The 19221-nt window shown below is 43.0% G+C and carries 20 protein-coding genes; 19 read left to right on the top strand and 1 reads right to left on the bottom strand.

All coding sequences use genetic code 11. The features are described from left to right. Window positions 1-163 precede the first annotated feature (163 nt). From SPSYN_RS02745 to yabQ, 8 genes are all read left to right on the top strand, one after another. On the top strand, window positions 164-1195 hold the full coding sequence (locus SPSYN_RS02745) for a peptidylprolyl isomerase (protein ID WP_161820993.1): 1032 nt from the start codon (window positions 164-166) through the stop codon (window positions 1193-1195). A 131-nt stretch (window positions 1196-1326) separates the two neighbouring features. Then, complete coding sequence (spoVT, locus tag SPSYN_RS02740; protein ID WP_161820992.1) at window positions 1327-1887, top strand: stage V sporulation protein T; 561 nt, start codon at window positions 1327-1329, stop codon at window positions 1885-1887. 155 nt (window positions 1888-2042) lie between these two features. Continuing rightward, the gene (gene yabN / locus SPSYN_RS02735; protein WP_161820991.1) at window positions 2043-3524 is read left to right on the top strand and encodes a bifunctional methyltransferase/pyrophosphohydrolase YabN; all 1482 of its coding nucleotides are present in this window, start codon (window positions 2043-2045) and stop codon (window positions 3522-3524) included. A 118-nt stretch (window positions 3525-3642) separates the two neighbouring features. Next, entirely contained in the window at window positions 3643-3918 is a 276-nt protein-coding gene (locus tag SPSYN_RS02730) for an HU family DNA-binding protein (RefSeq protein WP_161820990.1), read from the top strand. A 36-nt stretch (window positions 3919-3954) separates the two neighbouring features. After that, complete coding sequence (locus tag SPSYN_RS02725; RefSeq protein WP_161820989.1) at window positions 3955-4215, top strand: RNA-binding S4 domain-containing protein; 261 nt, start codon at window positions 3955-3957, stop codon at window positions 4213-4215. A 200-nt stretch (window positions 4216-4415) separates the two neighbouring features. Further along, window positions 4416-5363 (top strand): SpoIID/LytB domain-containing protein, encoded by a 948-nt coding sequence (locus SPSYN_RS02720; RefSeq protein ID WP_161820988.1) that lies wholly within the window; start codon window positions 4416-4418, stop codon window positions 5361-5363. A gap of 100 nt (window positions 5364-5463) precedes the next feature. Then, window positions 5464-5748, top strand: coding sequence for a sporulation protein YabP (yabP, locus tag SPSYN_RS02715; protein WP_161820987.1), 285 nt, complete (start codon window positions 5464-5466; stop codon window positions 5746-5748). A gap of 72 nt (window positions 5749-5820) precedes the next feature. Next, window positions 5821-6330, top strand: coding sequence for a spore cortex biosynthesis protein YabQ (gene yabQ, locus SPSYN_RS16400; protein WP_423828276.1), 510 nt, complete (start codon window positions 5821-5823; stop codon window positions 6328-6330). Window positions 6331-6337: 7 nt separating this feature from the next. Here the strand turns inward: yabQ and SPSYN_RS02705 are convergent, their stop codons facing one another. Then, the gene (locus SPSYN_RS02705; protein ID WP_161820985.1) at window positions 6338-7006 is read right to left on the bottom strand and encodes a stage II sporulation protein R; all 669 of its coding nucleotides are present in this window, start codon (window positions 7004-7006) and stop codon (window positions 6338-6340) included. A 119-nt stretch (window positions 7007-7125) separates the two neighbouring features. Here SPSYN_RS02705 and SPSYN_RS02700 point away from each other — a divergent pair, with 119 nt between their 5' ends. From SPSYN_RS02700 to SPSYN_RS02650, 11 genes are all read left to right on the top strand, one after another. Next, window positions 7126-7410, top strand: coding sequence for a transcriptional regulator (locus SPSYN_RS02700; RefSeq protein ID WP_202623712.1), 285 nt, complete (start codon window positions 7126-7128; stop codon window positions 7408-7410). Between the two features lie 207 nt (window positions 7411-7617). Continuing rightward, window positions 7618-7962 (top strand): FtsB family cell division protein, encoded by a 345-nt coding sequence (locus SPSYN_RS02695; protein ID WP_161820984.1) that lies wholly within the window; start codon window positions 7618-7620, stop codon window positions 7960-7962. Window positions 7963-8054: 92 nt separating this feature from the next. Continuing rightward, complete coding sequence (locus SPSYN_RS02690; protein WP_161820983.1) at window positions 8055-8441, top strand: S1 RNA-binding domain-containing protein; 387 nt, start codon at window positions 8055-8057, stop codon at window positions 8439-8441. 104 nt (window positions 8442-8545) lie between these two features. Continuing rightward, entirely contained in the window at window positions 8546-9427 is an 882-nt protein-coding gene (locus tag SPSYN_RS02685; RefSeq protein ID WP_161820982.1) for a Ppx/GppA phosphatase family protein, read from the top strand. A gap of 101 nt (window positions 9428-9528) precedes the next feature. Further along, window positions 9529-11961, top strand: coding sequence for a stage II sporulation protein E (gene spoIIE / locus SPSYN_RS02680; protein WP_161820981.1), 2433 nt, complete (start codon window positions 9529-9531; stop codon window positions 11959-11961). 170 nt (window positions 11962-12131) lie between these two features. Beyond that, window positions 12132-13538: a tRNA lysidine(34) synthetase TilS gene (gene tilS, locus SPSYN_RS02675; RefSeq protein ID WP_161820980.1), complete on the top strand. Its 1407-nt coding sequence runs from the start codon at window positions 12132-12134 to the stop codon at window positions 13536-13538. A gap of 119 nt (window positions 13539-13657) precedes the next feature. Next, window positions 13658-15484 carry an ATP-dependent zinc metalloprotease FtsH gene (gene ftsH / locus SPSYN_RS02670; protein WP_161820979.1) on the top strand — a complete coding sequence of 609 codons (1827 nt, stop codon included), beginning with the start codon at window positions 13658-13660 and terminating at the stop codon, window positions 15482-15484. Window positions 15485-15496: 12 nt separating this feature from the next. After that, on the top strand, window positions 15497-15946 hold the full coding sequence (gene ndk, locus SPSYN_RS02665) for a nucleoside-diphosphate kinase (protein WP_161820978.1): 450 nt from the start codon (window positions 15497-15499) through the stop codon (window positions 15944-15946). A 175-nt stretch (window positions 15947-16121) separates the two neighbouring features. Beyond that, complete coding sequence (locus SPSYN_RS02660) at window positions 16122-16520, top strand: thioesterase family protein (RefSeq protein WP_161820977.1); 399 nt, start codon at window positions 16122-16124, stop codon at window positions 16518-16520. Between the two features lie 117 nt (window positions 16521-16637). Next, entirely contained in the window at window positions 16638-18398 is a 1761-nt protein-coding gene (locus tag SPSYN_RS02655; protein ID WP_161820976.1) for a formate--tetrahydrofolate ligase, read from the top strand. Window positions 18399-18635: 237 nt separating this feature from the next. Then, complete coding sequence (locus tag SPSYN_RS02650) at window positions 18636-19079, top strand: DUF134 domain-containing protein (protein ID WP_161820975.1); 444 nt, start codon at window positions 18636-18638, stop codon at window positions 19077-19079. Window positions 19080-19221 lie beyond the last annotated feature (142 nt).

Here is a 19221-nt window from a genome sequence, read left to right as displayed (position 1 = left end):
ACAAGTTAGCTAACGGTATAAAAAATAACTTAGTCTTTTTATTGGAAATTGAGTGTTTATTGATATTAGACTAAGCTATTGTAGAGTGCAAACCTTTACTATATAATTAAGTGAGTTGTTGCCGCCCGTCTGAGGCGGCATATTATTAGGGGAGGAGATAGTTTTGCGTAAATATAGTTATGTTTTTTTAATCTTGATGTTAATGGTGTCGGTACTTGTTCTCGGTGGCTGCGGTAGTCAAGTTGTGGCTACGGTAAATGGCGAGAATATTACATCTCAGGAATTAGATGAAAAGGTTGCTTCTGTAAAAAATAATCTAGCTCAACAGGGTATAACTCTGGAAGGTGAGCAGGCTAAGGAAATGGAAAAAATGCTCCGTCAGGAGGTTTTAAGTCAGCTGATTGATCGCCGTTTGGTAATGGCGGAAATCGAGCGATTAAATTTAACGCCCACGGATAAGGAAGTACAGGACCAGATTGCGGTGATTAAAAAACAGTTAGGTAGTGAAGCTGAATTTAAAAAGTATTTGGCAGCCAACGGGATAAACGAGCCTAAGCTGGGTGATTTTATGAAAGAACAACTAGCTGTGAGTAAACTATACGAAAGAATTAGCGCTGAGGTGCCCCAACCAACTGATACTGAAATAAAAGATTACTATGACAAAAACGGAGCTCAATATAAAGAACCTGAGCAGCGACAAGTCAGCCATATTTTAATTGGTGTAGGTGATTATTCCAACGGTAAAAATCGTACTGATATGGATGCTAAGGTGCAGGCGCTGCAGATTGTGGATAAAGTGGCGGCCGGTGCCGACTTCGGCAAGTTGGCCAAGCAGTACAGCGATGATTTAGGCAGTAGAGATAGCGGTGGTCAGTATCCACCCTTTAGTAAAGGCAGCGGTTTTGCAGCGGAATTTGAAAACGCCGCTTTTACCTTAAAGAATGGGGAATACACTGTAGAACCAGTTAAGACTACTTTTGGTTATCACATCATCCGTTTGGACAAGATTATTCCTGCCAAAACACATACCTTAGCTGAAGTTAGGAACCAAATTAGTGCAAGCTTGCGCGATGAGAAAATCAACCAAAAAGTTTTTGATTATATGCAGGGGCTTAGAGATAAGGCCGAAGTAGTTAACAAATTGTCTGAGGAATCGTCTGAACCGGCAGAGAAAAACCCATCGACAAAAGAATAGTTATTCTTTAGTAAGATGAAAATAATTTTACTTGGTATTGGAAAAAAATGAATAATTAACTCCCTCCGGTTATATACTAACATAGATAGTTTTTCCTGATTATTTACAGGTAAAGGAGGGAAGGGCGGCCTATGAAGGCAACGGGTATAGTACGTCGCATAGACGATCTAGGTAGAGTGGTTATACCAAAAGAGATAAGGCGAACTTTAAGAATACGCGAAGGCGATCCATTGGAAATTTTTGTTGATCGTGAAGGTGAAGTAATCTTAAAAAAGTACTCACCAATCGGTGAGCTGGGTGATTTTGCCAAAGAATACGCTGATTCGCTGCATGAGGCGCTAGGACACATATCCTTAATTGCTGACCGGGATGCTATTATTGCTGTTTCCGGAGCACAAAAAAAGGAATTTTTAAATAAACCAATAAGCAAGGTTATCGAAAAAGTTATGGATGAGCGTAAGGCGGTGGTAATAAATAATCCAGGTACCGATCCGCATTGTTTGGATTGTACGATTACTGAGGACGGTGAATGTAAGCTTGCGGCGGAAGTAATTGCGCCGATTATCTCCGAAGGTGACCCCATTGGGGCAGTGATTCTTGCTTCTCGTGAATTAAATGTTGACATGGGAGAACTTGAATTAAAACTTGCTGAAACGGCGGCTGGTTTTCTAGCCAAGCAAATGGAACAATAACGGCCCTGAACAGGGGCCGTTTTTTTATGTAAGGCAGATTATCTTCGACAGTGTGTTTTAAGGTAATTTTTTGCCTGGTTAAAAGGATTTTTCGTTAAAGCTCGCGTAATTGGTAAGAATAACAGTAAAGCGATTTTATTCAGGGGGATTTTATTTTGAATACTAAGGTAATTGTGGTAGGTCTTGGTCCCGGAAGCCGGGACTCTTTGCCCGCGGTGAACTTGAAAATACTTAAGGAAGCCCGGCATCTTTTTTTACGCACCGGGGTGCACCCAGTTGTTGATTGGCTCAAAGAACAGGGTATCGATTTTTATACATTTGATAAATATTACGAGCAGGCAGACAGTTATGACGAAGTCTATCAGCTAATTACGGAAGATGTTTTGGCAGCTGCTATGCAGGAGACGGTGGTATATGCTGTACCCGGCCACCCGCTGGTGGCTGAAACAACGGTAGATTTTATTATACGCGAGGCAGAGCAAAGGGAAATAGCTGTTGATATAATGCCGGCCATGAGTTTTATGGACGAGCTATACGCGGTATTAAAAATTGATCCGGTGCAAGGAATACTGATTCTTGATGGGTTGCAGTTGGAAGTTCAACTATTGAACCCGGCACTCGGTACAGTGTTGCTGCAGGTTTACAGTCGTCTGGTGGCTGCTGATATTAAGTTGACCTTGTTGGAAATATACCCGCCCGAGCACCAGGTAACAATTGTCCGGGCGGCTGGTGTACCGGAATTACAAAGGATTGAATATGTGCAGTTGTTTGAAATTGACCGGCATGATTGGTTGGATCATCTCACCAGTATATATGTACCTCCGTGCAGATCTGCTGTTAAAAAAATACCAGTCAATTTTCCATTGGACCCGCTGGTTGATATTATGGGCAGGTTGCGTGGCGAAGGTGGTTGCCCGTGGGACCGGGAACAGGACCACCATACTCTAACCCCGTATTTGCTGGAGGAAACTTACGAAGTACTAGATGCCATCCAAAAGGAAAATATGTATAATTTTTGTGAAGAACTGGGAGACTTATTACTGCAGATAGTGTTCCATGCTCAGATAGCGAGGGAAAACGGCGTATTTGATATTAATGATGTGGTGCATTGTATTAGTCAAAAGATGATTCACCGTCACCCGCATGTTTTTGGTAATATTCAGGTTAATAATAGTGATGAAGTGCTGGTAAATTGGGAAATTATAAAACAGAGTGAAAAAGGGGGTGGAGAAAAAAAACAGTCATCAGTATTGGATGGGGTACCCGATGGCTTACCAGCCCTGTCACGCGCATATAAAATACAAGGCAAGGCCGCCCGGGTTGGTTTTGACTGGCCTGATTATCATGGAGCGTTAGGTAAAGTTGATGAGGAATTGGAAGAATGGAAAGAAGCGCTGGCCAACGGGCAGCGAGATAAAATTGAGCTTGAAACCGGTGACGTGCTATTTGCGATAGTTAATACAGCTAGATTAACAGGTATAGACCCTGAGGTGGCATTGTTAGCTACAAATAATAAATTTGTTCGTAGATTTGAATTTATCGAGAGGGAAGCCGCTATTAAAGGTATAAATGTTGCTAATATGTCTTTGGCCGAAATGGATGAACTATGGGAAAAAGCAAAAAATATAGAAAAATGAGCTAAAAAATGTAGTAAGAATCAATTCCCAGGAAGGAACCTCAAGAAAAATAGCGAATACGAATAGCTTAGTGGATAATTGTGTTTATCATACGTCAAATTTCATGAGGGGGGTATTTATGAATAAGGCAGAACTAATTGCTAATGTAGCCGAAAAATCAGAGTTAACCAAAAAAGACGCCGAAAAAGCAGTGGTTGCGGTGCTATCAAGTATTGAGGAAGCCCTGGCCAGTGGTGACAAGGTTCAACTGGTTGGTTTCGGTACCTTTGAAGTTAGGGAAAGGGCAGCTCGCAAAGGACGAAACCCGCAAACCGGAGAGGAAATCAATATAGCTGCCGCTCGTGTTCCGGTATTTAAAGCAGGAAAGGCATTACGCGAAACTGTTTCATCATAGTAACATAAATATAATTTGAACTGAGTTGGTTTTGCAGTGCGACTAGATAAGTTTTTAAAGGTTTCTCGGATCATCAAGCGACGCACGCTAGCCAAAGAGGCTTGCGATCGGCAGCAGGTAAAGATTAATGGCCGGGTGGCAAAAGCAGGAGCTGAAGTGCGTACGGATGACATAGTGGAAATTACATTCGGACAGCGACGTTTAAAATTTAAGATCGTCACTATACGGGAAACCGTACCTGCTAAGCAAGCGGCTGACTTATATGTGGTTCTAGAAGATATATATTTGCATGAATAGTAGGCTATTATTACCAAAGGTCCTAAGGGGCCTTTTTTATTTTACCTGGTATTTAGGCTTAAGTGTTTCCTGTTGAGTTGCCTCGTCCGGTATACTAGCGGCAATACCATGAAATATAGAGGACTATGAGTAAGAGAAGACGGTGCATATTTTTATACCATCCCACAAAAAATAAAAACAAATATTCGGGAGGGATGATAATGCGCTTATCTAAAATAATCCTGGTAGCTCTAGTGCTTATGGTATTATCGTTTGGCTGTGCGAAAGGACCGCAGCAAAAGCCTTTAGAGCCTATTCCAGGTGCTCCGGACCAGGAACCCACTATTAGTCTGTACATCAAGGAACAAGGCATAAAAAAGAATATTAAACTAGAGGAATACCTAGCCGGAGTGGTTGCAGCCGAGATGGAACCTACATGGCCGGAAAATGCCTTGGCTGCCCAAGCAATATTAGCTCGCACTTTCACTATGGAAAATATTAAGGCACAGCGGGTAAAAAAGCTGCATGGTACGGATGCATCTACTGACATTGAGGAGTTTCAGGCTTATAATCCCTCGCGAATAAACGATAAAGTGCGCCAGGCGGTGGCCTCCACCAGGGGGCAGGTTATTACCTATCGAGGCAATTATGTAAAAGGATGGTTTTCAGCATGTGATGGGGGCATATCAGCAACGGCACAAGAGGGGCTTGCCTATACTAAAGAGCCCACACCATATATTAAAGCTGGAGCAGAGGATGGCTGTCTGGCGAATACCGTTCCTGAAAATAAGAATTGGCGCGTGGAATTACCTCTACAACAAGTGCGGGCGGCAGTGCAACAAATTAGCGGAGCAGACCCAGGTAATATTAGTTCTGTGAATATTGTGGAAAAGGGACCTTCGGGAAGAGCGACAAAGATACAGCTTGGTTCGGCCACCGTGAGTGGTCCTAATTTGAGATTGGCTTTGGGTAGCGATAAGGTGCGATCAACGTTAATAACCGGTGCTCAGGTGCAGGGCAATAATCTAGTTCTGGAGGGTAAGGGTTTTGGGCACGGTGTGGGGCTTTGCCAGTGGGGGGCAAATAAATTAGCCTCAGAAGGAAAAACTCCCCAGGAGATTATTAAATTTTATTACAAAGATGTTGACATTCAAAAGCTTTGGGATTAAAAGAGTGATCCAATCCGGATCACTTTTTTTTGCATAAAGCCGGTTTACCAGCATAGATATATAACCAAAGGTTTACCCGTGCCCACGGAGGTGAAACAATTTGGAACCAAAAAATGATTTTAGCAATCGAATAGTTTTAACTGATCGTAGACATCTATTGGTGGATGGGGTGGAGCATGTGGGAAGTTTCAATGAAAAGGAGATTGGTCTGGTCACCAATATGGGCTTTCTCACCCTGAGGGGTGAAGGAATGCACATAACCCAATTAAATTTAGAAAATGGTAATTTGGTTGTAGAAGGACGAATTAGCTTAATGGAATTCATTGATAATAAAAATGTAGGAAGTCTGCGGGGCAAAGGCATGTTGAACAGGATTTTCAAGTAAAATACCCGGCAATGAGTACCCGGGCAAGCTTTGGAGGTAATTATTGTGGCAGAGCCGGTAACCAGTCAGTTCATGGTTTTTTTATATACCATTTTGACAGGGATGCTGGCGGGATTTTTATATGATGTTTATGCCGGGCTCGGTAGTATATTAAGGTTAAAAAAAATTGGTACATTACTGGGTGATATTCTATACTGGGTCTGCTCATCTGTAATGGTATATGCTTTATTATTATTTTATAATCAAGGTGAAGTTCGTTTTTTTGTGCTTCTGGGATTAGGTGCGGGGGCGCTATGTTATTTTCGCTTGAGCCGGCGCAGGATGAGGTACTTAGTCATAAAGACCATTGAACTAATAATATGGTTAGTTAATTGGCTGATCAATATATTATTGTATCCTATCCGTTTGCTTTATCTTATTGCGACCTTCCCATTTAAAATAGTCGGTCTGTTTACATGTAAAATATGCCATATTTTTATACAGATATTTAAACGCTTATTGCCGGCGTCTACAAAGCTATTATTTTGCCGGTGCCAAGAATGGTTATCCAGAGCTCTCAGTAGAATTAAACGAAAAGTATAAGGCAGCGTTACTTATTAAAGATGACCCTCGTATGGAGGGTCTTTTTAATTAGCTCAAACAACCGAAAACGATATTTAATTTGGGGTTTTTGACTCTTTTCCACTATATTATTTTCAGTTATTTTTTCTATGCTTTGTTCTTGTGCAGCCGAAGCAGCCGGCAATACCACTGGTGGGGCGGCCTGCTGTAAATCTACAAAGCATAAAGGTGGATAAAGAACGCACCACCAATTAGCACCTTCCCCGGAACCTATGATTACCCTTACAGCTTCATAGCGGCCTGGGGGCAAAGTTAATGATTTTATACTGTCTCTTGCCTGGACGTTATACTTTTTTGCGGGAAAGTAATAATTCCCTCGTACCACTTTAACGGGATAATTAAAACCCCGGCGTTTTATTTCCTCCTCAGTTATTTTCTGGATGGTTGCTAGATTGACATCGGCAATTTGCCTGGCCGCCTCGAGATCGGTAGCCTGACTGAAGGCCGGTGACATTTCACTGACAATGCGATCTTTAACTCGGTATTTAAGTGCTTGGTCATAAAAGGTATTACTGTTGGCTATGATGTGCAGCCTGATTAGGCCTGCTGGTTTGGAGCGTTGTTGTTCATAAAAATAATAACCACCGGTACTGGTCAAAAGTAGAGCAATTAGAAGGTAAATGACACTTTTGTGCACAAGATCACCTGCTTTATTAATTGATTAACAATATTATTTCCAAATTTTTATAGTATAAAACTTATTAATTAAGAAAAAAATGTTAACAATATTATTAGATAAAGGAGGAGGAATATAAAATGATTGGTACTACAACGTTAGCAGATTACTTGGTTAAAGCTGGTGACCGGTTACCTGAAGAAGCTGATCGGGTACTAGAAGCACTAGTTAACGAGGGAAATATGAATAAAGAAGATTTATCATTACTCTCCCGTGTTAAAAGGGCGGTACTTGACCATGTAATTATGCAGTTATATGCTCTTGGTTTAGTGGATGTTTCCACAGAAGGTAAAAGCAAAATATGCAGTCTGACAAAATTAGGCGAGGAATATGTAAGCTTATTATCAGAGAGAAAAGTCGGTTAAACTAGACCGGCTTTTTTTGTGTGCAGTTGCGCAATAAAATCTTTAAATTGTTTATTTGGTAGTTTGTTTTAAAAAAACTGCCAACAGGCAGGAAATGTTAGCCATGCATAGAATTTGTGTAATACGCGTATAAACGTGTGTAAAAGGATATTGGTCCCCGATCATAACCTGAATGGTTATTAGGTCTTGGTGAGGAGGGCGAAAATATTGGCTAACAGCAATTCTTTCGAAAATGAGTATAGTCAGGAGGTCAAACGTCGAAGGAGTTTCAATTTATCACGCAGTAGGATTCCGGTGATAATTATTGTTCTGTTAATGTTATACATCTCTTTTTCTTTGGGCAGCCGTTTTGACCAATTGAATGCTATGCAGCAAAACCTTGATGCTATGCAGGCTGAGATTAAGGATATACATAATAAGAACGCCGGATTGTATGAACAACTGGAAAGACTGCAATCTAATGATTATATAGAACAGGAAGCCAGAGAGAAGCTGGGTTTGGTAAAACCGGGCGAGGCAAGGATCGTAACTATCCCGACTAATGATGAATAATTACGGTGAAGGTTTAATTTACGCTTGACATGCCATGTGGCTTTGATATAATTAATCAAGCCATTCGGTAATGGGAGGATATATTTACACTTATGCCAGTGCAAGCAGGAAAAATTGTCCAAGGTAAAGTAACTGGGATTACTAATTTTGGTGCTTTTGTTGAGTTGCCGGATGGGGAAGTCGGGTTAGTACATATCTCGGAGATAGCAGAAGAATATGTTAAGGATATAAACGATTTCCTGAAAATTAATGATCCTGTTAAAGTGAAGGTTATTTCCGTAGACCCTAAGGGCAAAATTGGTTTATCGATTAAACAAACGGTGGAGACTGTTAAGCGTCGTCCTGCTCCGCGTAAAAAGTTTGAGGTCTCCTTTGAAGAGAAGTTGAATCGTTTTCTTAAGGATAGTGAAGAAAGACAGCAGGGTTTGCGCCGAAATGCTGATGCTAAGCGCGGTGGTCGGGGTAATCGGAGGTCATGAGAAGATAAATATATTCTTTGTTAAAAGCATTTCCGCAGGAGATGCTTTTTTTATATTACCTGTCAGTGATGCCTGGAAGATTTCTATATGAGTAGGTGATTATAATGAAAATTGCGGCTATTGATGTGGGAACAAATTCCACCAGGTTAATGGTAGCACAAATATCCCCCTCGGGAAAAGTGCAGCCTGAGCTGAGGGATTTAAAAACAACCCGTCTTGGGCAAGGTATTCAGGGTGGGCTGTTGATACAAGCTGCGATTGATCGCACGCTGGCTGTAATTGCCGAGTTTGCACTGCGGGCAGAACGGGCCGGGGCGCAAAAAATTGTAGTGGCGGCCACTAGTGCTGTAAGGGACGCTGATAATAGGGAAGAATTTGCAAATCGGGTACATTCAGCAACAGGGTTGGATTTGGCGATACTTTCTGGCTCTATGGAAGCTCGACTTAGTTTTCAAGGGGTTACGAATGCTCTGGGTGATATAGGAAATGCACTGGTTATTGATATCGGGGGTGGTAGCACAGAATTTATCTGGCAATCCGCTGGTGAAACACGCTTTGTCAGCACTAATGTTGGTGCTGTACGGGCGACCGAAAGTGGTTGCGGAAATGATAAAATTAGAGAGATCATAGATGACACGCTACGTGCTGTTCAGTTAGATGATCCGGGTGAGGTGATCGGGGTAGGAGGAACAATAACTACTTTGGCAGCTATGGCCCAGTTGATGCGACATTACCTGCCGGAAAAAATCCATGGTTTTCGTTTGACACTCGACAAGGTAGATGAGCTGTACCGTTTATTAAATAACATGACTATTGAAGAGAGAAAGCGATTACCAGGTTTACAGCCCCAGCGTGCCGATATAATTCCATACGGTACCTGTATATTGAGCACTATTTTGCATGGCTTGGCCCGGGATAGTCTATTAGTGAGCGAGGCAGACATTCTTGAAGGATTAATTTGGGAAGCGGCTTTTAATGCCGATTAATGTCGTAATAAAAATGGAATAAAGTGCCAAGATACTGCTTTTATAGCCACCCTTTTGTAATATAATGGAAGTAACATTATTGCATCAAGGGGGTGGATTTTTTGCATCAACATAATCAATTAAACAATGAGCCATCTAAATATACTAATTATAACACCGGACGCATTAAAAGCCACCGGATGCATACTCTTACGGGATTGCGTGTAAGGTATGGTATCGGGCTGGTTGCTTTGTTAGCGGCAGGTTTTATATTGGGACGGGCTTTCTTGTTGGGTGAGCTCTTGCCTTTTGGTGTTGCACTGGTAGCGGCCGGTTTTTTTGTCTATCGTGCCTATGCATTGGCAGCGCTTATTGGAACAGTGCTGGGGTTATCCACTGTGGTAACCGGTTGGGAACTGGCTGCACGTATTGTGATGCTGATAGTGGTGGGCACAGCTTCCTTAACGCTGCCGTCTACTTTGAACTTTTATCGCCTTTGGTTAGGTGGGTTGGTTTTTGCAGTGTTGGTAGTTGCCGGTACTGGTTATGTGGCGGTCACGGGACCTACTACTTATGATTATGTAAGAGTGCTTTTTGAATCGATTTTTGCGGCTTTGTTAGCGGTGGCTTATAGGGCAGCCTTTGGGGGAATTCGCCGTTATTGCAGTGGTCAGCAATTGAATAGTGAACAAGTTTTTTGTTTTATTATTTTTTTACTTAGCTTAGTGGCTGCTGCAGGTCAGGTGCGTTGGGGGATGATTAGCCCTGGTGGAATATTAGCTTCTTTAACGGTGCTGATGGTGGGATATGTTGGTGGTGCTGGTTTGGGAGCAGCTGCCGGGGCGGTTATTGGAGTTGTACCGGGTCTTGTATTTACAGTTTCCCCAGCAGCGCTAGGAGCATTTGCTTTTGCTGGCTTTTTGGGAGGTTTGTGCCGAGGCTTGAAGCGTATCGGTGTAGTGACAGGATTTTTATTAGGGGGGACATTGCTTACCGTTTATCTGGGAAGTGGCCGTGATATAGCTGGCTTGATGCTGGAAACTGTGTTGGCAGGGTTGGTATTTTTACTGCTGCCCAAAATGGTTTTTACAGCTGTGCAAAAAAATATGCCGGTGGGCATTCCATGGGTAGTTGCTAACGAGTTGGCGGAGGGCGAACGGAATAGTATTGTCGAACGGTTTAAACGCTGGGATGCAGTATTTGAAGAAATATCTCACACATATGACCAGGTTAGCGGTTCACTTGATCCCTTGGATAAGGATACATCATGGCACGATTTAATTAGGCAAGTAAAAAATATGGTTTGTCATGACTGTGTATTAAATAAGGTTTGCTGGGAAAGAGAGTCTCAGTGTACTTTGTTACACATAGAAAACTGCTTTGCCATTGCCTTAAATAGCGGGTCGGTGACCATGGAAGATCTTGATAACCAATTGCGTAATCGCTGTGCAAGACCCCGTGAACTGGTTATGGGCATAAACTGCTTTTTTCAATTAAGGCTCATGCAGCAATTTCTAGCACGGAGATTGCGCGAAAGCCGGGAATTGGTATCCATGCATCTACGCGGTATGCGTGGGGTAATTGAAAACTTGGCCCGGGAATTGGATTCAAAAGATGTTTGGGGGCAGAGCGCGGAATACTACAAGCAATGTCTTAAACAATCCGGTATCCCTATAGCAGCTTTGTCGTTATATTCCGGTGCGCGAGGCTGTGAAGCAGAGGTGAGCATGCAAGCGTGCTCTGGTAAAAGAAGGTGTGTTTATGATGTAGCTCCCTTTCTAAATCGGCTGACAGATGAAAATTTAGACCTCTCCTGTAAGGATTGTGTTAACTTGGAAAACGACGATTTTTGCACTTTTAGATTGTACCCTGATCTGGTTTATCAATTAGGACTCGGCTCGGCTAGCTGTGCCGGCAAAGAAAATGATATATCAGGCGATAACTGTGCAATAATGCATTTAAATGATGGTCAGTTGGCTATTTTACTCAGCGATGGCATGGGCGTCGGGGCAGTGGCGGCATCGGAAAGTAAAACTACGTTATCGTTACTACAGCAATTACTTAAAGCGGGCTACAGCCGAGATCTGGCGATTCATATGGTTAATTCGGTAATGATGGAACATTGTTCTGAAAAGGATAACTTTGCTACGTTAGATATGTCTGTACTGGATCTGTATAGCGGGAAATATGAATTAGTGAAAATTGGAGCCCCGCCCAGTTATTTGGTGCGCAAAAATCAAGTGCAGGTTATTCAAGCAAGTTCCTTGCCAGTAGGCATCGTGGATGATATAAATATTTTTTGTCAGCAGGGAGAAATGGATAACGGCGATATGTTAGTTGTGGTGACAGACGGAGTCAGCGATGCTTATCCTGCTAAAGCAGAAAATGAAGATTGGATTTCTTCGGTGCTCAAAGAAATCGTTGATTTGCCGCCCCAGGAAGTGGCGGAATTGATTTTACGCTTGGCTTTAAACGGTAGCAGCGAAGGGCACCGGAGTGCAGATGATATGACCGTACTAGTGGCGCGAGTTGAAACTATTGGTGATAAAAACTAAGCTATTATTAATTATACATCCTATGATATCTATTAAAGCGTGCTAACAGAGTTTAAAGCACGCTTTTAAATTTATGTTGTATTGCCGATTGTGTCCATAAAAATACAACCAAAGAAGGATATTTATTTAAAGCGTGGAAGTTTTTAAACAGGAATAATGTGGGTGAAACTATGCCTTTAATTCAATTGGTTGCAGAACAAATATTAAAATTCAATATGGTTAATAAAGGCGCAACAGTGGTGGTGGGTGTATCCGGGGGACCTGATTCGGTAGCATTATTGCATATCCTATACAGGCTGCGGGAACCTTTGGATATAAAACTGGTGGTGGCTCACTTAAATCATCAGTTTCGTGGTGCCGAGGCAGACGCTGATGCACGGTTTGTTTTAGAATTGGCCGAGCGGCTCCACTTGTACGCTTTTGTGGAATCCAGGGATGTCACGGCTTACAGTCAGGAGCGCGGTATTTCACCCCAGGTGGCGGCACGTGAAGTTCGTTACAGTTTTTTTGGCGAAGTAGCGGTGAAGACCGGGGCTTCCCGAGTAGCACTGGGTCATCATGCGGACGACCAAGCTGAAACCATACTGTTGCATATGTTAAGGGGCTCCGGTACGAGCGGTCTTAAAGGCATGCTACCTGTGCGGGATGATTTCTATATTCGCCCATTGTTGGCTATCAGACGCCGTGACATCGAAGATTATTGTCGGCAACATGACCTGGCTACCAGGCTGGATTCCAGTAATATAAAGACCAAATACTTGCGTAATCTTGTCAGGTTGGATTTGATGCCGCTTTTGGAAAAAAGATATAACCCTAATTTGGTTCAGTCATTAAACCGGTTAGCTGAAATATGCCGGGATGAAGACGAATACCTTGAAGAACAGGCTAGAGATGTTTTTTTACGCGCTAGAATGCTGTCCGGTGGTAATGCCGTATTTCTTGACGCCGGTAGGCTGTCAGCAGTTCCACAGGCGCTGTTGCGCAGGGTTATACGTCGCTCTTGGACCGAAATTTGCGGTGAGCCTGCAGACTTAAATTACCAACATATCGAGCAAGTTTTGGCAATAATAAATGGTGGAGGTGGTTATAGGCAAATTAACCTGCCAAGGGGAATAATTTTTAAAAAAAATTATGATGTTTTAGAATTTACCTTAGAACGGCAAAAGAGAGATGTCCCTTTTTATCAATATCTCTTAAAGGTGCCGGGTATTACTTATATCCCCGAGGTTGGTTTGTCTATAGGTGCTGAAATTTTACCGGTAGGTCGGTTCATCGAATCGTACGGTTTTGACTCGAGGCAAGGTGTTTTGGATTGTGACCTTTTATCAGCACCCTTAATAGTGCGTCGCCGTTTATCCGGTGACCGTTTCGCCCCACTGGGTTTGAATGGGACGGTGAAGTTAAAAAAATTTTTTATTGATCAAAAGATTCCTCGCTACATAAGGGATAGCATCCCCTTGGTGGTATCCGGAAATGATATCGTATGGGTAGTGGGCATACGTCTGGGAGAAAAATGGAAGGTTACTGATAATACATTAAATTGCCTGCGATTATATCTAGCCGACTATGAAGAATAATTTTGTGACAAGATAATGAGCAAGTAGTATATTAAAATAAATTATATTGATTAAAAATTCATTATTTGTTAAAATAAACTTTATGCTGGATTTCTCCGTCACTGAGAGGAGTGGCTTATTTGAATAAAGTGATCAAAAATCTTAGTATATATTTACTTATAGTTTTGGTAACCATTGCATTAATCAAATTTAATACCCAGGATGCACCTGCTATAAAGGAAATGCGTTTTGATGAATTTTATGCAGCTTTGGGTGCAGGTAACATCAAGCAGGTGACTATACAGCCTGATGACTATACTACCCTAATTACCGGTGAACAGGCGAATGGTACACAATTTCAAGTGCGGGGAACTACTCCGGGGATTGAAAAAGTAGAAAGCATCTTGCTGAACAGTGGGGTCCGTTATGATGTAGAGGATCCTCCAAAGCCAAGCTGGTGGACAGGCTTGTTAACCACTCTGTTGCCTATCTTAATATTTGTGCTATTGTTTTTCTTCCTGATGCAGCAGACACAGGGTGGGGGTAATCGGGTCATGTCTTTCGGTAAAAGCCGTGCTAAATTGCATACCGATGACAAAAAAAAGGTTACCTTTGCGGATGTAGCTGGAGCAGATGAGGTTAAAGAAGAGTTAGAAGAAGTTGTGGAATTTTTAAAAAACCCCAAAAAATTCAATGAACTTGGTGCACGTATTCCTAAGGGAGTATTATTATTTGGCCCTCCAGGTACAGGTAAGACGCTTTTAGCCCGCGCCGTTGCTGGTGAAGCTGGAACGCCGTTCTTTAGTATAAGTGGTTCTGACTTTGTAGAAATGTTTGTGGGGGTAGGTGCATCTCGGGTTAGGGACTTATTTGAGCAGGCCAAAAAGAATTCTCCCTGTATTGTATTTATTGATGAAATAGATGCTGTAGGCCGCCAGCGTGGTGCCGGGCTTGGTGGCGGTCATGATGAGAGGGAACAGACTCTTAACCAATTGCTGGTGGAAATGGACGGCTTTGATGCCAATGAGGCGATTATTATCATAGCTGCTACTAACAGGCCTGATATATTAGATCCTGCCTTGCTGAGGCCGGGGCGTTTCGACCGTGAGGTTGTAGTGGGTATCCCTGATATCAATGGTAGGAAAGAAATATTATTGGTGCATGCCCGGGGCAAACCATTAGCTCCAAACGTTGACATTGATATTTTAGCACGGCGCACACCTGGTTTTACCGGTGCGGACCTGGCCAATTTGTTAAATGAAGCGGCATTGTTAGCGGCTCGCCGTAACCGAAATGATATCGGACAAAGCGAGCTGGAAGATTCCATTGAACGGGTAATTGCTGGACCTGAGAAAAAATCACGAGTGATCAGTGATTATGAGAAAAAATTAGTATCTTATCACGAAGCAGGTCACGCTGTGGTAGGTTATCTACTGCCTCATACTGATCCGGTACACAAGGTTTCTATTATACCCCGAGGGCGAGCCGGCGGCTACACCTTGTTGTTGCCTAAGGAAGACCGCTACTATATGACTAGATCCCAGCTTTTAGACCAGGTAACCATGCTATTAGGCGGTCGCGTAGCCGAAGATTTAGTATTAAAAGAAATCAGTACAGGGGCTCAAAACGACTTGGAGCGTTCAACCGATTTAGTGCGCAAAATGGTGATGGAATACGGCATGAGTGATGTCTTGGGTCCAATGACCTTCGGGCATAAGCAGGAAGCCGTATTTCTCGGCCGGGATATAGCAAGAGACCGTAACTATGGTGAAGAGGTGGCAGCGGCTATTGACCGGGAAGTCCGGAGTACAATTGAAAAGAACTATAAGTTAGCCAAGGATTTACTCAATAAGCATATTGATATACTTCATAAAATAGCACATAAATTAATGGATAAGGAAACGCTTGAAGCAGAGGAATTTGGCAATATTATGAAAGAATCAGGCATTGAAGCCAATAAAGCATAGGAGGCTTGGCTATTGGAGCGGACATATGTTATGATAAAGCCCGACGGTGTGCAAAGAAATTTAGTTGGGGAAATTACATCGCGTTTAGAAAAAAAAGGGCTTAAAATTGTAGGCCTTAAAATGCTACAAATTAACCGGGAACTGGCTGAGCGCCATTATGAGGAGCACCGGGGCAAGTCGTTTTTCGAACCCCTGGTCGAGTATATCACTTCTTGCCCGGTGGTGGCGATGGCATTGGAGGGTAAAGATGCAGTTGGCACGGTTCGTGAGATGATGGGAGCCACTAACCCGCTGGCAGCTGCACTAGGTACTATTCGTGGCGATTTTGGCATGGATATAGGTCGCAATATAGTACACAGCTCCGATTCTCCGGAAAGTGCTGCTAGGGAATTAAATCTGTTTTTTGCCCCGGGGGAAATTGTTGAATACCGAAGAGCATTGGATAGCTGGATTTACGAATAAAAGAGCAGCGAAAAGCTGCTCTTTTTCTGTGTAATATTAAAAAAATTATTGTATAAATTAAAGTAAAGGTCGTTTGCTGCAGGAAATATGTGGGTTGTGTAGAATGAATTCTTTTTATACTTGGTAAGTGAAAATTAGTTATGGTTAATAGTTTGATTTAGTTGAGGTGACGCTAATGTTCTTAACTGATAATATCAAACCGGGCTTGGTTGGTATAGCTCAAGTTGAGGTTAATGAGCAAAATACTGCTATAGCTTACGGTAGTGGCGGGATAAAGGTGTATGCAACTCCCGCCATGATTGGTTTAATGGAAAAAGCAGCCTTAAGTTCTGTAGATCCTTTGCTGCCTGAAGGTTATTCCACTGTAGGAATCAAGGTAAATGTGGAACATGTTGCGGCTACTCCTATCGGTGGTAATGTAAGAGCGCATTCTAAGTTAATGGAGATAGACGGTCGAAGGCTGGTTTTCGATGTACAGGCCTATGATGATATACGTTTGGTTGGGCAGGGAATTCATGAGCGGTTTATTGTCCAGTCCGATCAATTTCTGCAGCGGGTAACTAAGCAAAAATAGAATATTTATTTTTATTTTATAACAATCTAAAAAAGATTTTGGTTCTACTAATAAAAGAATGATTTAAGAATAATGACTATATAGAACATAAAAAATACTTGAGAGGAGCGCCCCTTTTTGCCGTATAACGCAACTAAACTAAAAGACTATGAAATTGCTGAACTGGCGGAAAAAAATATGCCCATGCCTTATGAATGGCAGGAGAAGCTAGGCTTACAAAAAGACGAAATTATACCTTATGGCAGAATATGCAAGCTGGACTTCATGAAGATTATCGACCGTCTGAAAGACAAGCCGGACGGCAAGTTCATCGAAGTTACCGCTGTTACCCCTACCCCGCTGGGCGAAGGTAAAACAACTACTACCATGGGTATAACGGAAGGTCTTGGTAAGCGGGGCATGAATGTTGGTGCGGCTATTCGCCAGCCCTCTGCCGGGCCCACCATGAACATTAAAGGTACTGCCGCCGGCGGGGGCAATGCGCTGGCTATTCCTATGACTGAGTTCTCCCTTGGTCTAACCGGTGATCTGAATGATATTATGAATGCTCACAACCTGGCTATGGTAGCCCTTACAGCCAGGATGCAGCATGAAAGAAACTACGATGACGAGGAGCTGGCTAAGCGCAACTTACGCCGCCTGGATATCGACCCCACCCGGGTGGAAATTAGCTGGGTCATTGACTTCTGCGCTCAGGCTTTGCGGAACATCATTATCGGTATAGGTGGCAGGATGGACGGCTATATGATGCAATCGAAGTTCAATATTGCCGTGAGCTCCGAGATTATGGCCATTCTTGCCGTAGCCAGGGATTTGAAGGATATGCGGGAGCGTATTGGCAAGATTATCGTAGCTTATGATAAGAAGGGTAATCCGGTAACTACCTCCGATCTGGAAGTAGCCGGTGCGATGACCGCTTTTATGCGTAATGCCATTAACCCCACATTGATGAGCACGGCTGAATATCAGCCCGTACTGGTGCATGCCGGCCCGTTTGCTAATATAGCAATCGGTCAGTCCTCCATTATTGCGGACCGCATTGGTCTGAAGATGTTTGATTATCATGTTACTGAAAGTGGATTCGCTGCTGACATTGGTTTTGAGAAATTCTGGAATGTCAAGTGCCGCTTCAGTGGGCACATTCCCAACGTTTCCGTGCTTACTACTACCATCCGGGCGCTCAAGATGCATGGTGGCGGTCCCGAGGTTGTCGCCGGGCGTCCGCTGCCTGAAGCATATATTAAGGAAAACGTCGGCCTGGTGGAAAAAGGCTGTGAGAACCTGGTCCACCATATCAATACTGTGCGTAAATCCGGTATCAAACCAGTAGTTTGTATAAACTCATTTAGTACCGATACAAAAGATGAAATTATGACGGTACGCCGCGCTGCCGAGGCAGCAGGGGCCCGCTGCGCCTGGTCTGAGCACTGGCTAAAGGGTGGTGATGGCGCACTGGAACTGGCTGACGCCGTTATCGACGCCTGCAACGACCAAGTTGACTTCAAATTCCTTTACCCGTTGGAAATGCCCCTGCGCCAGAGAGTGGATATTATTGCCAGGGAGGTTTATGGTGCCGATGGTGTAAGTTGGACGGCGGAGGCTGAAGCAAAGGCTCGGGCTTTCGAAAAAAACCCGGCTTATCAAGATTTTGCGACTATGATGGTTAAAACTCACCTCAGCTTGACCCACGACCCCACCCTTAAGGGTGTGCCCAAAAGATGGATATTGCCAATACGCGACGTTCTTGTTTATGCCGGTGCTAAGTTTCTCTGCCCCGTGGCAGGTTCAATCAGCTTGATGCCCGGAACGGGTTCTGACCCGGCTTACCGGAGAATCGATGTTAACACTGAAAATGGTCAAGTAATTGGCTTATTTTAATAAACACAAGATCCCGCAAAGGGATCTTTTTTTTGGGGGGAGAATCCACTCTGACCAGGTTGATTAACGCAATAAAATGCAGTTGTTTAACATATTGCAAAAAAAAGGATTAATGCGTTATATCTATTAATACCCGGCAGGAGAAAGACTATTTTTAACAGAACTTACACATGAACATGGATTATTTGCTTCGGGGGAAAACTTAAACATAGACATATATGAATGGAGTGCGTTATTATGTCCAGACCACCCAAATGTCGCCGGGTTGAATTTATGCCCGAGACGACTTTTTTTAAGCCTGCCGGGGTACCAGTTAGTGAACTTGAGGTTGTTCGACTGACGGTGGAGGAATTGGAAGCTATTAGACTAAAAGATTTACTTGGTCTTGAACAAGAGGTCTGTGCTGAAAAAATGGGCGTTTCTCGACCCACTTACCACCGGATATTATCCTCTGCCCGTGGAAAAGTAGCTACAGCATTGTTGGAGGGTAAAGCCATCCGTGTAGCGGGTGGTCATTTTGAAATTGTAGTGCGTTACTTTAAATGCTTAAACTGTGGTCACGAGTGGGAATTACCCTGCGGTATGGGGCCACGTGGTTGTGATATAACCTGCCCGCATTGTCAGAGCAGCGATGTTTCCAGGGTAAGCAAGGAGGGCATCCCTATGAAGGCTGCACGATGAAAAGGTTGGGAAATTTAAAGGAAATTTTAAAATTGATACAAGATAGGTAAATCTTAAAATTTCTTTGTTTCCTTGGTATTTATTGATAAAAGCTAAAGCAATCCCATAAATATGTATGATAAGTAATTACAGGAGTGAATGT

The sequence above is a fragment of the Sporotomaculum syntrophicum genome, assembly GCF_009932395.1.
In the GTDB taxonomy this organism is placed as follows: Bacteria; Bacillota; Desulfotomaculia; order Desulfotomaculales; family Desulfallaceae; genus Sporotomaculum; species Sporotomaculum syntrophicum.
Note: the sequence above shows the minus strand (reverse complement) of the source record. Positions and strands in the feature narration are given on the sequence as shown.

Excerpts from the sequence above, each read along its gene's own strand:
- SPSYN_RS02650 (WP_161820975.1), top strand. The coding sequence starts at position 18,636 with ATGTCCAGACCACCCAAATGTCGCCGGGTTGAATTTATGCCCGAGACG.
- tilS (WP_161820980.1), top strand. The coding sequence starts at position 12,132 with ATGCCTTTAATTCAATTGGTTGCAGAACAAATATTAAAATTCAATATG.
- spoVT (WP_161820992.1), top strand. The coding sequence starts at position 1,327 with ATGAAGGCAACGGGTATAGTACGTCGCATAGACGATCTAGGTAGAGTG.
- SPSYN_RS02660 (WP_161820977.1), top strand. The coding sequence starts at position 16,122 with ATGTTCTTAACTGATAATATCAAACCGGGCTTGGTTGGTATAGCTCAA.
- SPSYN_RS02720 (WP_161820988.1), top strand. The coding sequence starts at position 4,416 with ATGCGCTTATCTAAAATAATCCTGGTAGCTCTAGTGCTTATGGTATTA.
- SPSYN_RS02685 (WP_161820982.1), top strand. The coding sequence starts at position 8,546 with ATGAAAATTGCGGCTATTGATGTGGGAACAAATTCCACCAGGTTAATG.
- yabQ (WP_423828276.1), top strand. The coding sequence starts at position 5,821 with ATGGTTTTTTTATATACCATTTTGACAGGGATGCTGGCGGGATTTTTA.
- SPSYN_RS02690 (WP_161820983.1), top strand. The coding sequence starts at position 8,055 with ATGCCAGTGCAAGCAGGAAAAATTGTCCAAGGTAAAGTAACTGGGATT.
- SPSYN_RS02730 (WP_161820990.1), top strand. The coding sequence starts at position 3,643 with ATGAATAAGGCAGAACTAATTGCTAATGTAGCCGAAAAATCAGAGTTA.
- SPSYN_RS02700 (WP_202623712.1), top strand. The coding sequence starts at position 7,126 with ATGATTGGTACTACAACGTTAGCAGATTACTTGGTTAAAGCTGGTGAC.